General features: G+C 71.5%; 16 protein-coding genes. 8 read left to right on the top strand and 8 right to left on the bottom strand.

Features of this window, described 5'->3' with window-relative positions; all coding sequences use genetic code 11:
• The first annotated feature begins 60 nt into the window (after window positions 1-60).
• Together P2L57_RS03400 and P2L57_RS03395 are read left to right on the top strand one after the other, a co-directional pair.
• Window positions 61-2,064 carry an aconitate hydratase gene (locus P2L57_RS03400; protein WP_275807958.1) on the top strand — a complete coding sequence of 668 codons (2,004 nt, stop codon included), beginning with the start codon at window positions 61-63 and terminating at the stop codon, window positions 2,062-2,064.
• Window positions 2,054-3,073 carry a zinc-dependent alcohol dehydrogenase family protein gene (locus tag P2L57_RS03395; RefSeq protein WP_275807955.1) on the top strand — a complete coding sequence of 340 codons (1,020 nt, stop codon included), beginning with the start codon at window positions 2,054-2,056 and terminating at the stop codon, window positions 3,071-3,073. The genes P2L57_RS03400 and P2L57_RS03395 overlap by 11 nt, the downstream gene beginning before the upstream one ends.
• 4 nt (window positions 3,074-3,077) lie before the next feature.
• On the opposite strand, the gene thrS is transcribed toward P2L57_RS03395, so the two are convergent.
• Complete coding sequence (gene thrS, locus P2L57_RS03390; RefSeq protein ID WP_275807952.1) at window positions 3,078-4,307, bottom strand: threonine--tRNA ligase; 1,230 nt, start codon at window positions 4,305-4,307, stop codon at window positions 3,078-3,080.
• 282 nt (window positions 4,308-4,589) lie between these two features.
• On the opposite strand from thrS, the gene P2L57_RS03385 reads away from it, so the two are divergent.
• Complete coding sequence (locus P2L57_RS03385) at window positions 4,590-4,976, top strand: VOC family protein (protein ID WP_275807949.1); 387 nt, start codon at window positions 4,590-4,592, stop codon at window positions 4,974-4,976.
• Between the two features lie 43 nt (window positions 4,977-5,019).
• On the opposite strand, the gene P2L57_RS03380 is transcribed toward P2L57_RS03385, so the two are convergent.
• Window positions 5,020-5,829, bottom strand: coding sequence for a DUF4142 domain-containing protein (locus tag P2L57_RS03380; RefSeq protein WP_303655945.1), 810 nt, complete (start codon window positions 5,827-5,829; stop codon window positions 5,020-5,022).
• Between the two features lie 293 nt (window positions 5,830-6,122).
• On the opposite strand from P2L57_RS03380, the gene P2L57_RS03375 reads away from it, so the two are divergent.
• Together P2L57_RS03375 and P2L57_RS03370 are read left to right on the top strand one after the other, a co-directional pair.
• Window positions 6,123-6,461: a DUF3040 domain-containing protein gene (locus P2L57_RS03375; protein WP_275807943.1), complete on the top strand. Its 339-nt coding sequence runs from the start codon at window positions 6,123-6,125 to the stop codon at window positions 6,459-6,461.
• Between the two features lie 46 nt (window positions 6,462-6,507).
• The gene (locus P2L57_RS03370) at window positions 6,508-7,149 is read left to right on the top strand and encodes an HhH-GDP family DNA glycosylase (RefSeq protein ID WP_275807940.1); all 642 of its coding nucleotides are present in this window, start codon (window positions 6,508-6,510) and stop codon (window positions 7,147-7,149) included.
• Window positions 7,150-7,273: 124 nt separating this feature from the next.
• Here P2L57_RS03370 and P2L57_RS03365 read toward each other — a convergent pair whose 3' ends face one another.
• From P2L57_RS03365 to P2L57_RS03350, 4 genes are all read right to left on the bottom strand, one after another.
• The gene (locus tag P2L57_RS03365; RefSeq protein WP_275807937.1) at window positions 7,274-7,903 is read right to left on the bottom strand and encodes a group III truncated hemoglobin; all 630 of its coding nucleotides are present in this window, start codon (window positions 7,901-7,903) and stop codon (window positions 7,274-7,276) included.
• A gap of 88 nt (window positions 7,904-7,991) precedes the next feature.
• Window positions 7,992-8,312 (bottom strand): nuclear transport factor 2-like protein, encoded by a 321-nt coding sequence (locus P2L57_RS03360; RefSeq protein WP_275807934.1) that lies wholly within the window; start codon window positions 8,310-8,312, stop codon window positions 7,992-7,994.
• Window positions 8,313-8,375: 63 nt separating this feature from the next.
• Entirely contained in the window at window positions 8,376-8,834 is a 459-nt protein-coding gene (locus tag P2L57_RS03355; protein ID WP_275807931.1) for a Crp/Fnr family transcriptional regulator, read from the bottom strand.
• Window positions 8,835-9,511: 677 nt separating this feature from the next.
• Window positions 9,512-9,991: an RrF2 family transcriptional regulator gene (locus tag P2L57_RS03350; protein ID WP_275807928.1), complete on the bottom strand. Its 480-nt coding sequence runs from the start codon at window positions 9,989-9,991 to the stop codon at window positions 9,512-9,514.
• Window positions 9,992-10,108: 117 nt separating this feature from the next.
• Between P2L57_RS03350 and P2L57_RS03345 the strand changes: the two genes are divergently transcribed.
• The 3 genes from P2L57_RS03345 to P2L57_RS03335 all read left to right on the top strand — a co-directional run bounded on the left by P2L57_RS03345 (window position 10,109) and on the right by P2L57_RS03335 (window position 12,326).
• Window positions 10,109-10,843 carry a VIT1/CCC1 transporter family protein gene (locus P2L57_RS03345; protein WP_275807925.1) on the top strand — a complete coding sequence of 245 codons (735 nt, stop codon included), beginning with the start codon at window positions 10,109-10,111 and terminating at the stop codon, window positions 10,841-10,843.
• A gap of 34 nt (window positions 10,844-10,877) precedes the next feature.
• Window positions 10,878-11,540 carry a thiaminase II/PqqC family protein gene (locus P2L57_RS03340; protein WP_275807921.1) on the top strand — a complete coding sequence of 221 codons (663 nt, stop codon included), beginning with the start codon at window positions 10,878-10,880 and terminating at the stop codon, window positions 11,538-11,540.
• A 159-nt stretch (window positions 11,541-11,699) separates the two neighbouring features.
• Entirely contained in the window at window positions 11,700-12,326 is a 627-nt protein-coding gene (locus P2L57_RS03335) for an LURP-one-related/scramblase family protein (RefSeq protein ID WP_275807918.1), read from the top strand.
• 40 nt (window positions 12,327-12,366) lie between these two features.
• On the opposite strand, the gene P2L57_RS03330 is transcribed toward P2L57_RS03335, so the two are convergent.
• Complete coding sequence (locus P2L57_RS03330) at window positions 12,367-12,717, bottom strand: hypothetical protein (RefSeq protein WP_275809149.1); 351 nt, start codon at window positions 12,715-12,717, stop codon at window positions 12,367-12,369.
• 50 nt (window positions 12,718-12,767) lie between these two features.
• On the bottom strand, window positions 12,768-13,652 hold the full coding sequence (locus P2L57_RS03325; protein ID WP_275807915.1) for an alpha/beta fold hydrolase: 885 nt from the start codon (window positions 13,650-13,652) through the stop codon (window positions 12,768-12,770).
• Window positions 13,653-13,667 lie beyond the last annotated feature (15 nt).

The raw sequence follows: 13,667 nt of genomic DNA, 5'->3' as shown, positions 1-13,667 counted from the left end.
ACGCCAGGCTGGACACGGATGTACGCCCGATGGACACCCCGCTGGACAGGAAGGGAGCCGATGGACACCCCCACACGAGCAGCGGCCGCCGGGGGCACGGTCGCCCACCAGCTCATCGCCGCCCATCTGGTGTCCGGGCGGATGGCGCCGGGCGAGGAGATCGCCCTGCGGGTCGACCAGACCCTCACCCAGGACGCGACCGGCACCCTGGTGATGCAGGAGTTGGAGGCGCTGGGCCTGGACCGGGTGCGCACCGAGGTCAGCGTGCAGTACGTCGACCACAACCTGCTGCAGGCCGACGAGCGCAACGCGGAGGACCATCACTTCCTACGGTCCGCGGCCCGCCGGTTCGGCATCTGGTACTCCAAGCCGGGTAACGGCGTATCGCACCCCACCCATATGCAGCGCTTCGGTATCCCGGGCAGGACGCTGATCGGCTCCGACTCCCACACCTGCGCGGGCGGTTCGCTGGGCATGCTGGCGATCGGCACCGGTGGCCTGGAGGTCGCGCTGGCCATGGCGGGCCGTCCGCTGTACGTGACCATGCCGCGGATCTGGGGCATCCGGCTCACCGGCGAACTGCCGCCGTGGGTGAGCGCCAAGGACGTCATCCTGGAGATGCTGCGTCGCCATGGAGTGCACGGCGGCGTCAACCGCGTTCTGGAGTACCACGGCCCCGGACTCGCGTCGCTCACCGCTATGGACCGGCATGTCATCGCCAACATGGGCGCCGAGCTCGGTGCCACCGCCAGCGTGTTCCCGTCCGATGCCGCCGTACGCGACTTCCTTCGGGCCGAGGGCCGCGAGGAGGACTTCACCGAGGTCACGGCGGAGCCGGGCGCGCGCTACGACCTGGAAGAGGAGATCGACCTCGGCTCTCTTGTGCCGCTGATCGCCAAACCCACCTCACCGGGGAATGTCGTACCGGTGCGGGAGGCCGCGGGCGAGATGATCAGCCAGGCGGTCATCGGCTCCTCGGCCAATCCGGGGCTGCGCGACTTCGCGATGGCCGCCGCGATGGTCAAGGGGCGGCAGACCGCGCCGGGTGTCAGCTTCGACGTCAATCCCACCTCGCGCGAGATCCTGCAGGACCTGACCCGCTCGGGGGCCACGTTCGACCTGATCGCGGCGGGCGCCCGGATCCACCAGGCGGGCTGTCTGGGCTGTATCGGCATGGGCCAGGCCCCGGCGGCCGGGCGCAATTCCCTGCGTACCTTCCCGCGCAACTTCCCAGGCCGCTCGGGCACCGAGGACGACGCGGTGTGGCTGTGCTCGCCGGAGACCGCGGCGGCCTCGGCGCTCACCGGCGTGATCACCGACCCCCGCGACTGGGCCGAGGACCGCGGTGTCGACTACGCGGCGCCGCGGCTGCCGGAGTGCGCCTCGGTGAACACGGCCATGCTGGAGCCGCCGCCACCGCCCGCCGAGGCGGCCCGGGTCAAGCTGGAGCGCGGTCCGAACATCTCCGCGCTGCCGGACTTCGATCCACTGCCGGACACCATCGAGGGACCGGTGCTGCTGAAGGTGGGCGACGACGTGTCCACCGATGAGATCTCGCCCGCCGGTGCGAGGGCGCTCCCGTACCGGTCCAACATCCCCAAGCTCGCGCAGTTCACGCTCACCCGGATCGAACCGGAGTACCCCGAGCGCGCGGCCCGGACCCGGCAGGACGGCGGCCATCTGATCGTGGCCGGTGACAACTACGGCCAGGGATCCTCCCGTGAGCACGCCGCGATCACCCCGCGGTATCTGGGGTTGCGGGCCGTCATCGCCAAGTCCTTCGCGCGGATCCACTGGCAGAATCTGGCCAACTTCGGGGTACTTGCCCTTGAGTTCGACGACCCGGCCGACTACGACCGCATCAGGCAGGGCGACCGGCTGCGATTGGACGGTCTGCACGCGGCACTCGCCCCGGACGCGGAGCCGAAGCTGCGGGTACGCAACACCACCCGCGACGAGGAGTACGGGGTCCACCACCATCTCTCGGCGCGCCGACGGAACGCGGTGCTCGCGGGCGGCATCATTCCCGCCCTCGCGCGAGAGGACTCGTCGGATGACCGATGACCTCGTGACCCAGGCCTGGGTCGTGGACACCCCCGGGCCGATGGCGACGTCGCCGTTGCGCCGGGTACGGCGGACCGTACCGAGCCCGACCGCCGAGGAGATCCTGGTGGAGGTCCTCGCGTGCGGTGTCTGCCGGACCGATCTGCATCTCGCCGAGGGCGATCTGCCGCCACGCCGCCCGCAGTGCACCCCCGGCCATGAGATCGTCGGCCGGGTACTGGCCGTCGGAGCCGCCGTGCGGGACTTCCAGCCGGGTGACCGGGTGGGCGCCGCCTGGCTGGCGGGCACCTGCGGTGTCTGCCGGTACTGCCGCTCAGGGCACGAGAACCTCTGCCCGAAGTCCCGGTACACCGGCTGGGACATCGACGGCGGATACGCGGGCCATACGGTGGTCGACGCGCGGTACGTCTACCGGCTTCCCGAAGACTGGCCGGAAGACGAACTCGCGCCCCTGCTGTGCGCGGGCATCATCGGGTACCGGGCACTGCTCCGCGCCGACCTGCCGCCGGGCGGACGTCTGGGCCTGTACGGATTCGGCGCCTCCGCACATCTGACGGCACAACTCGCCATCGCCCAGGGCGCCACCGTGCATGTCCTCACCCGCGGCGAGAACGCACGGCGGCTCGCCCTGGAACTCGGCGCCGCGTCGGCGGGCCCGGCGACCGCGAGCCCGCCGGAACCGCTGGACGCCGCGATCCTGTTCGCACCGGCCGGCGAGCTGGTGCCGGTCGCCCTGGCCGCACTCGACCGGGGCGGCACGCTGTCCATCGCGGGGATCCACCTGTCCGACATCCCGACGCTGAACTACGCACGGCACCTGTTCCAGGAGCGCACCGTCCGCTCCGTCACCGCCAACACCCGTGCGGACGGCCGCGCCTACCTCGCGGAGGCCGCCCGGATCCGACCGCGGGTGCACGTCCAGCGGTACGGCATGGGGCAGGCCGACCGGGCGCTCACCGACCTGGCCACCGGCCAGGTCAACGGCGTGGCGGTGCTGTTGCCGGACTGACCGGTCACTCGTCCCACAGGTCAACGCAGTTGCGGCCGACCAGCGCCGCGATCCGGGCGACCGCTTCGGACACCGGCAGCGCGTCGATCCGGCGGCCATCGCGCAGCCGCAGTGCCACCAGGTCGTCGGCGGCCTCCTTCGCGCCGACGACGGCCTGGTACGGCACCAGCCGCGCGGCGCGCACCCGCGCCCCGAGCGAGCCGCGTTCCGGGGCGGACAACTCGGCGCGCAGGCCGAGCCCGACGCATCGCCGCACCAGCGCCTCGGCGTAGGGCAGTTCGGCGTCGGAGATCGGCAGCACCACCACCTGAACCGGCGCGAGCCAGCCGGGAAACGCCCCACCATGGGTGTCGATGAGATGGGCGACCGCCCGCTCGACGCTGCCGATGACGCTGCGATGCACCATCACCGGCCGGTGCGCCGCCCCGTCGGACCCGGTGTAGTGCAGGTCGAACTGGCGCGGCTGGTGGAGGTCGACCTGAACGGTGGACAGGGTCGACTCACGGCCGCTGGCGTCGGCGATCTGCACATCGATCTTCGGTCCGTAGAAGGCGGCCTCCCCCTCCTCGGCCTGGTACGGCGCCCCGATGGACTCCAGTACCCCGGTCAGCAGGGCACCGGCACGTTGCCACATCGCCGGATCGGACACGTACTTCCCGCCCGGCCCGGGCAGCGAGAGGCGGTAGCGCGCCGCGCGGATGCCGAGGGCCTGGTAAGCGCGGTCGATGAGTTCCAGCGCCGCTCGGGCCTCGTCGGCGACCTGGTCGAGGGTGCAGAAGATATGGGCGTCATTGAGCTGGATCGCCCGCACCCGGGTGAGCCCGCCCAGGACGCCGGACAGTTCCGAGCGATACATTCCGCCCAACTCGGCGATCTTCAGCGGAAGTTCGCGATAGCTGTGCTCACGGGAACGGTAGATCAGCGCGTGATGCGGACACAGGCTGGGCCGCAGCACGAACTGTTCACCGCCCAGTTCCATCGCGGGGAACATGTCCTCGCTGTAGTGCGCCCAGTGCCCGGAGATCTCGTACAACTCGCGCTTTGCCAGTACGGGCGAGTAGACATGGCGGTAGCCCGCCCGCCGTTCTGCCTCCCTGATGTACTCCTCCAGGGCGTGCCGCACCGCGGCGCCGCCCGGCAGCCAGTACGGCAGCCCGGCGCCGATCAGCGGGTCGGTGTCGAAAAGGTCCAGCTCGCGGCCGAGCTTGCGGTGGTCGTGTACGGGGGTTCGCATCACGGTCTCCTCGTCGTGCCGGTGCGAGTGACCGCGACAAGAAGCCCCGGGGCACTCGCCCCGGGGCTTCTCGATGACAGCTGTCAGCGCGCCGGGACTGGGTCCGGCGTCGTCGTCACAGCAGCGCGCTTCATGATCCCGAGCATAGCCGCCGGTGACGGAGTCCGGGATCGTTTTTTCTCCGGCGATCGATTTCCGCGGCCGAGCCCCCCAGGTCCCCGCCGACCGGGCCTAGGATTTCCCTCAGGACACCTTCCAGCCCATGCTTGGAGGCATTCCGCCATGTCGATCCAGCTCAACCACACCATCGTCGCCGCCCGCGACAAGGCGGCGTCCGCACGTTTCCTGGCAGGCCTGCTCGGCCTTGAAGTCGGCGCGCCCTACGGTCCGTTCATCCCGGTCACGGCCGCGAACGGCGTCACGTTGGACTTCGCCGACAGCGGTACGGAGCCGATCACCCCGCAGCACTACGCGTTCCTGGTGTCGGAGGACGAGTTCGACGCCATCTTCGAGCGCATCCAGCGTGCGGGCCTCACCTACTACGCCGATCCCCGGCACCACCAGGAAGGCCGTATCAACCACAACGACGGCGGCCGGGGCGCGTACTTCGACGATCCCGACGGGCACCGGCTGGAGATCCTCACCCGCCCCTACGGCAGCGGGGGCTGAGTTCCGGCGGCGAGCAGCCCGCGGCGCACCGGTCCCGCCGCCGTCAGCGGGACAGCGAGCGGTGCCATCGGCGGGTGGCCCACGCCGATCCGGCGATCACCAGCAGCGAACCCACCACGACCACCGAGGCGTCGGTGGCGCTCCATCTGCCGTTCGGCGCCTTCCACGCCGCGCTCTGGGCGGTCGGCCCCGGGCTGCCCGCGGTGGCGCCCGCGAGGGGGTGGCAGGCGCGCACCATCGCGAGGTGATGTGCCACGACCCGCCGCGCGGCCTGGGCTGCCGTGACCACCTTCGCGTGATCACCTGGTCCGCCCGAGGCGATCTCCTGATCGAGCAGTCTCAAGGCGTCGGTGTTCGCCGCCGACTGCGCCTGCAGCCATTGCGTGTCATAGCCCGGCGTGCCCGCGCTCCTGCTGATCCGGGCGAGCTGGTCGTTCTGGGCGGGGTTGGGGCCCTGCGGAAGCCCGATCCTCAACTGCCCGCCGAGCGTGGTGACGGCCGAGTCCACCGCGGCGCGGTCGCGCAGCAGCGCCTCGCCCACACGCATGACGCACGCGGCCGCGGCGCGGGGCAGGGCGTCCCGGCCCGCGCCGATCTCGGCGAGATCTCCCTGGTGAAGCGCGCTGAGGAAGGCGGCGTCCCCGGGCCCCACGGTGGAGGTGGCGCTGTCCGAGGGGCTGGCGCTGCCGTCCGAGGGGCTGGGGCTGCTTGGGGCGCTCTGACTACCGGAGGCGCTGGGACTGTCTGCAGGGCTGGGACTGTCCGAAGGGCCGGGCGCACTTGACGCGCTGGGTTCGTTCGCTGCGGGACTCGGGTCCTCCGCGCCGGCGTAACCGGCGATTCCACCGGCCATGACCAGCCCGGCCGCTACCGCGGAAGCCCAAGCCCGGGTACGTACCATCACGCGCTCCGTTCGTCTTCTGTGCGCACCGGTCGGCGCCGTGGAAGCCACATACGTCCCCGATGGGGCGGCGCCCGACACGGCCCGGCCTACGGATGGCGCAACGGCCGTGGCCGCCGGGGGCACTTCCACCCGGATCCGGAGCAGATCAACCGTGAAACTCCAGCGCTCATCGGCGCTGCTGCGGCTACCGTAGAAAGTGGGAAGGAATGGCCCCTTCGGGAGCGGTCACGGAGGTGTCGGCGATGGACGGACATCGACTCTCCGACGAGGAGCGCCGGGCTCTGGAGCAGATCGAGACGATGCTGCGGCAGGACGACGGTCTGGACCGCCGACTGCGGACGATGCGTCTGCGGCGGATCCCGAACGCCGCGGTCTGCCTGCGCTACGTGCGGCACTGGCGGCCACTGCTGGTGGCCCTGGTCCTGGTGGCGTCCACCGCGCTGATGGTCGTGGCCGTCTCCACGCTGGCCCCCGGTGTCATCGCGGCCGTCGCCGCGACCTGGCTGCTCGCGGTCGTCCTCACCGTGGACATGGTCCGCGCCTGGCGCCGGGTGCGGCGGGACCGGATCCGGGAGAACTGACCGCGGCGGGGGCAACGAACGCTCTTGGACAAGGCGGCGATCAGCCATGCCGACGAACACCAGCACCACCCGATCACTGCTCCATGACCACGGGCGCACCTTCGCCGCCGACGCGGGCATCCGCGTCCGGAACACCCCGCAGCCGCTCTACCAGTTGCTGGTGCTGGCGTGCCTGCTCAGTGCCCGTATCCGGGCCTCGGTGGGCACCGCCACGGCCCGGGCGCTGTTCGAGGCGGGACTGCGGGATCCGCAGCGGATGGCCGACGCGTCGTGGCAACAGCGCGTCGATGTCCTGGGCGAGGGCGGCTATCGGCGCTACGACGAGCGCACCGCGACCCAGCTCGGGGACGGCGCGCGCTATCTGCTCGACACGTACGGGGGCGATCTGCGACGGCTGCGCGCGGAGGCCGACGGCGATGTGCAGACGCTGCGCCGCCTGCTGCGCAAGCTGCCGGGGCTGGGCCCGGTGGGCGCCGACATCTTCCTCCGCGAGGTCCAGACGACCTGGCCTGAGGTGGCACCGTACTTCGACGGCAAGGCGGTCCAGGGCGCGCACAAGCTGGGCCTGCCGGAGTCCGCCGAGGCACTGGCCCGGCTGGTGGGCGCCGACGAGTACGACGTGTTCGCCGCCGCGCTGGTCCGTGCCGCCCTCGACAAGCGCGTCGTCTCGGGGGTCACTGCCGGGTAGCGCCACCGGACAGGCCGGTGGCGGGGCGGAGTTGTCCGCAGCGGGCGGGCGGCCAGCGGGCGGGCGGCCGACGGGCGTGGCCAACGGCCGCCAGCCATACCGGCGTTGGCTCGCCGTCGACCCGTCAGCGTGACAGCATCGCACCGCAGCGGGCACAGCGGGTGGGCGGATCCCGGTCCGCGACGGCATCGCACCGCGGGCAGACGCGGGCCAGCCAGCACGCGGGATCTCCGCCTTCCGCTCCCGCGGAACCGGCGCCGTTCTCCGCCAACTCCGGCTCACTCTCCGGCTGTTCGGCGAGCACGGGAAGCAGCGGTGCCGAAGGATCTGCCGGATCCACGGCGGCGGCCTGCCGCTGGCCGTCCAGACGGTCGCGCATCGCGGTGGCGATCCGTGCTGCCTGCGCCTTGGCCCGCTCCGCGACCGGGCCGGACCACCGTGCGTCGACGGCACGGTTCCACAGCAGCACCCAACGGGTGAAGTGCGCCTCGGTCAGCGGGTGTTCGGTGTGGACGCGCTGATGGGCGCGGAGCAGTCCGCCCCGGTAGGCGCTGTGGCCGAACAGCTGGCCCGCCCAGAAGTCCGCGATGATCGGCAGCTGCGCGGGGACGTCGGCGCCGACCGCCTCGAACGCCGGGGCCAGTACCTCGTCCGTCAGGACGTCGCGGTAGAAGTCGTCCAGCAACGCGAGCACATCGTCGCGATCTGCCAGGTCCCGGCGGCCCGCAGGACGGACGGCGGGCGGTTCTGCCATCACTCCACCACCACGAAGTCACAACGAGGGCCCTAGGACCCCCCACTGTAGCGGCGCGTGAAGGGCGGCTGAGGCGCTGCGGGGTGCCTCAAGCCTGTCCGGTGTCGAACCGGCTGACCTTCCCGTCGGTCACGGTGAACTTCCAGGCGGTCCGCATCTCGCCCCAGGTGTTGTTGCGGAAGCGGGCGATCAGCGACAGCCCGTCGTCGGTCTGCGACTCGACGTCCATACGGCCGTCCGAGGAGAAGATCTCGCTTTCGGCCCACCGCTCCAGGTCTCTGTCGGTCCCGTCGTCGGACATGGTCGCGTCCTGCGTGAGGGCCTGGAAGAACGCCCGCTGGTCACCCGAGTTGACGGCATCGACCAGGGTGCGTACCGCGGGGTTCGAGAGCTGGTCGGTGGTGATCACGCACGGCTTCCCTTCGGGTGCGATGGTCAGCGTTATCCGCCGAACGAGTGATGGTTGACGGTTTCACCAGTTCGCTATGCCGCCGCGCTGTGCCTGCAGATCCATCAACCGCGAGCGTGCGATCTGGAGCCGGTGGGCGAGGACCTCCGCGACGGCCCGGACCAGGGCGTAGCCGAGGACCGGATCCTCCTCGCACAGGGCACGCACCTGAGCGCCGTCGAATTCGTAGGCGCGCACCGGGCTCAGCGCCTCCGCTCCGAAATCCCAGGTGTAGGGCGGAAACATCCATGACCAGCCCAGCAGGTCGCCGGGGCCCAGCGTTGCGACGGTGGCCGCCCGGCGACCGGGTATCCGCAGGTCGAGGGTGACCGCACCGGAGCGGATGACCCAGAACCGGTCGGCGGGGCCCTGCTCCTCGAAGATCCGGGCGTCCTGCGCGAAGGAGACCTCGCTGGCCAGCTCCATCAACCGGTCGCGGTGCACCGCCGGAAGGGCTCTGAGCAGGCGCGTCGCAGCAGTCATAGCCGTAGGCCTCCTCGCCTGAACGCCCGCCGCCGGGCCGGATCCGGTACTGCCATTGGACCCAGGATCGGCCGTCACGGCATCCCGAGCGGTGCGGCCTGCAGCTGCGCCGCGGCCGCCCCAGCCACCGAGACGCCACCGCACGCCCCCCCGGCCAGACGGCTACCCCCACCCGGCCGCCCCACGAAAGGCCTCACCCGCCGCAAACGGCGGGCTCACGGCGCGCACCCGCCACGACGGCGAAGGCCCCCTCCGGGCCGCAGAGGCGCGCCCCAGAGCGACCACGCGCCACGACGGCGGAAGCCGCCTCTCCTCCGCAACGGCTATGGCGACACAATCTTCCCCCGCCGCAACCGCGAGCACCCCCCACGGCGCAGCCCGGCGGTACCAAGCCCCACCGCACCCCGGCAAGGAACCCCCGGCCGCCCCGGCGAACAGCCGCCATCACGCCGAACCCCCGCCACGACAGCACAGTCTTCCTCTGCCGCAACCGCGAGCACCCCCCACGGCGCAGCCCGGCGGTAAGCAAGCCTCACCGCAACCCGATAAAGATCCCTCGGCCGCCCCTGGCTCGACAGCGTGCACGCGGCGCAGCAGCCGCCGAACACCGCAGCCGCGGCGCCGCCCTCCCCACCAGACGCGGCGTCGCCGCACGGGCGCCACCGCGAAAGCGGCGCTCAGCCGCTTACGCGCTCGTACCATCGTCGGGCCCGTTCCGCCGCCACCGGTGGCGACGCGGCCATGATGTCGGCGAGCGTCTGGGCGGCGAGCTCCCGCCGCCAGGCCAGTTCGGCCCGTCGCATGGCTGTGGCGACCCCGCATGGCGTGCGGAACTCCCGCAGCGGGATGTCCGCACCGTCGCCGCGCTGGCGGATCTCGGTACAGCGGAAGGCGTCGTCAGGGCCTTCGATGGCGACGACGACATCCATCAGCGTGATCTTCTCCGGGGGCCTGCCCAGCCGGAACCCACCGCGGATGCCGGGCGTGGAGGTGAGGATGCCCGCCCGGACCAGTGCCTGCAGCCGCTTGTTCAGATACGCCTGAGGCAGTTCGAAGCGCGCCGCGAGCTTGGCCGTCGGCACCGGTTCCTGTCCGCCGAGCCAAGCGAGCGTCAGACAGCAGTGCAGCCCCCACTCGACCCCTTCACCCATCCGCATAACCAGGACACTACACCTCTAGGTTCACCACGGCTCAGGCCCGACCTCCCGAGCTGCCACCGCCAGCCCGGGCGGGAAAACCGCGTCCCGGCGACCGCTGGGTGAGATGCTCGCGGAGTGAACAAGGACAATTCGCCAGGCAGTGACGACCCCTCGCACCACGAGCCGCACACCGGCGGCCTCGGTGCCCGGCTCAACTGGCTGCGTGCGGCCGTCCTCGGCGTCAACGACGGCGTGGTGTCCACCGCTGGACTCGTGGTCGGCGTCGCCGGGGCGACCACGTCCCGCGAGACCCTGCTGACGGCAGGTCTGGCCGGGCTGCTGGCGGGCTCGCTGTCGATGGCGGCGGGCGAGTACGTGTCGGTGAGCACCCAGCGCGACTCCGAGAAGGCCGCGCTCGCCCAGGAGCGCGAGGAGCTGGCCGCCGCTCCACAGGCCGAACTCGACGAGCTCACCGACCTGTTGGCGGGCCGCGGCATCAGCCCCGAACTCGCCCGCGAGGTGGCGAGGCAACTCACCGAACGCGACGCCCTCGCCGCGCACGCACGGGTGGAACTCGGTATCGATCCGGAGGAGTTGACCAACCCCTGGCACGCCGCCTGGGCCAGCTTCGCCGCGTTCACCTGCGGTGCGCTGCTTCCGCTGCTGGCGATCGTCCTGCCACCGGCGTCGGTGCGGCTGGCCGTCACGGTGGTCGCGGTCCTGGGCGCGCTCGTACTGTGCGGTTGGGCCAGCGCCCGACTCGGCAGCGCTCCGGTCCGTCCGGCCGTACTGCGCAACGCGGCGGGCGGCGCCGTGGCGATGGCCGTAACCTACACGGCAGGCACTCTGCTCGGCGCGCTCGGCGCCTGACCACCGCGCACCCACCCGGCAGGAGGGATCGAACATGACACGTACCGCACAGGACGTCCTGGCCGACGCCGTCCGCGAACTGGCCCCGGATACCGGCGCCAATCGGCTCGTCCCGCGCATCGCCTCCGGACAGGCGCCGGTCGAGGTTCTGGCGGCGTTCGCGATGGAGCAGCGCCACCTCATCTCCAGCGACCGCCGCAGCTTCCTGCATCTGGCGGATCGTTCGGCATCCGATCCGGCCGCCGCCACCTACTTCACCAGCCTGGCGCACGGCGAGAACCTCGCCCTGGACAAGCTCGACCCACTCGCCGACGCCCTCGGTCTGGACGACGAGTCCGTGGACGGCTACGAGCCGAATGCGGGCTGCCAGGCATATCCGGCATACGCGGCCTGGCTGGCGCTGGGTGCCGAGCCCGTCGACGTCATCGTCGCGCTGACCGCCAACTTCGCCGCGTGGGGCGGCTACTGCCGAACCGTGGGCCGGGCGCTGCGCGAGCGGTACGGATTCAGCGACGAGGCGTGCGGCTTCTTCGACTTCTTCGCCGAACCCGCGCCGCAGCTCGAACAGCAGGCACTGGCCGCGGTACAGGCCGGTCTCGACGCCGGACGGATCACGCCGCTGGCACACCGCCACGGACGGCTGTTGCAGGCGTACGAGCTGATGTTCTGGAACACCCTCGCCGAGCAGGCTGGATGATCAGGGGACCGACCTGCGCCGACGCCTGCCACCCGGTCGACGAGCGCACAGCCGACGTCCGTATCATCGCCGACGCCATGTACTCGGGGGCCTGGTGCGGATCTGGCGCGGCCGGTCTCACAACGCCCGGCCTCCCCCGCCTGCTTGAGGAGACATTCGGTGTCCGACGGACTCGGCAACTTTCTGGGGATCGCCCAGCAACTGCTCGGCAACCAGCAGCAGAGCGGCCACGGGCCGCAGCACGACAACTTCCTTCAGGACCTCAGCCAGCGGCTGCTGAGCGGTCACGAGCCGGTCCACAACGGTGTGACGTACGAGATCGACGAGAAGTTCTTCTCGCCCACCCATGACTTCTGGATCAAGAACTCGGCCGGCCAGAAGGTCTTCCAGGTCGACGACAAGCTGTTCAGTTTCAGCGGCGCCATCGCCCTGCAGGACGCGCACGGCAACGAGCTGTACCGCATCTCCGAGAAGATCGTCACGCTGCGCGACATCCGCTACATACACCGCGGCGAGCAGCGCATCGCCACCGTGCACAAGGCCCTGTTCTCGCCGCTGGTGTACAAGTTCACCGTCACCTTCGAGAACGGTGCGGAACTCCACGTCACCGGCAACATCACCGACCACCAGTACGCCATCACCTATGGCCAGCAGGAGGTCGCGCACATCGACCGCAAGTGGTCGCTGCTGAGCGAGCACTACGGTGTCACCATCATCCCCGGCCAGGACGACGCACTACTGCTCACCATCGCCGCCTGCGTCGAGGCCATGGTCCTCGACGACTGACCCGGTCAGGCCGAACACGGCCGCCCGGTCGGCGGGAACGTCAGCCCGGCGGCCGTGATCCGGCGCCGATGGCGGCGACCACGATGGTGTGCAGCGCCTCAATGCCCTCTGGCGGTACGGGGAACGGACTGCCCGCGAGCGTGTGCCACTCCGCCGCGCCGACCTCCCGTACGGTCACCTGGGCGCGCTTGGCGGGAAGTGCCGTGGTGACGACGGTCAGGACGCCGGTGAGAGTGACGCCCTCACGGGTCATCGCGCCGCTCGGACCCGCGGTGACCTCGTCGACCAACCGCGTCGGCTCGCCGCCGGTCACGTGGCGCCCGCCCCGGTTCCGCATCGGAAAGTGGTCATGCCGCCAGTGGTAGTGGACCGGGGCCCAGGACGCCTTCATTGTCACCGTTACGAGGGCGAGTCACCGTCCCGCCACCGGCTTGCGGGCGGTCACCACCCCTCGGTGAGCCGCCGTGCGACCAGCCGCGCCTGATCGCCCAGCACAATGGTGTAGTGGTTGCTGTCCGGCAGCAGTTCGGTGCGCAGCGACGGGACACGGTCGCGCCACCGTGCCACCAACTCGACCGGCAGCAGCCCCGGCGCCTGGTCGAACATGCCCAACGGCGCGTACACCAACAACGCGGGAACCGGCAGCCGTTCGAGGTCCGCGGCGAGCGAGGGCGCCGAGGCCAGCAGGTCCCGGCCGTCCGCGCGTACCGCGTCCTCCCTGACCCGGGAGCGCAGCGCACCGTCGGGGCCGGTGAGGTCGGCGCGGACGTACGCCTCGATGTCCTCGTTCCAGTACGGTCCCAGGGCGGGGTGGGCGCGGAAGAAGTCGACATACGCCGCGGCGCTCCCGAAGGTCCGGCTGAGGCGGGCGACCACCGGGCCCAGCGACTCGTCCATCACCCGGTCCGGATCCGCGCCCGGCGGAACCGGCAGCGGCAGCCCGCCGTCCACCAGCAGCAGCCGGTCGAACAGTTCCGGGCGTTCGGCCGCGGCGTGCAGCGCGACGTACGCGCCCATGGAGTGGCCGGTGAGCGTCAACGGGCCCGTGGTGCCGAGGTGTTCGGCCGCCCGGTGCAGATCACGGGCGTGCCGGTCGAGGCCGTACGGTCCCGGCAGGTCCGCGCTGCCGCCCCGGCCGCGCAGGTCCAGGGCTATCAGGCTCCACTGCTCGGGCAGTTGGCGAGCGACGGCGCGGAAGGCCATGGCGGACGCGGTGATGCCGTGCGCGGCGAGGGCCAGTCGCGGCCCGGCACCGAACCGCAGCGCGTGCAGGGTACCGCCGTCGACCGGGACGTCCAGCTCGACGGGCTTCCGCACGGTCTCCATGGCTCCTCCTGGGGG

Origin of the sequence: Streptantibioticus ferralitis (genome assembly GCF_029223525.1) — a bacterium.
In the GTDB taxonomy this organism is placed as follows: Bacteria; Actinomycetota; Actinomycetes; order Streptomycetales; family Streptomycetaceae; genus Streptantibioticus_A; species Streptantibioticus_A ferralitis.
The sequence above is the reverse complement of the archived record's forward strand: the minus strand, read 5'-3'. Positions and strand labels throughout refer to the sequence as shown.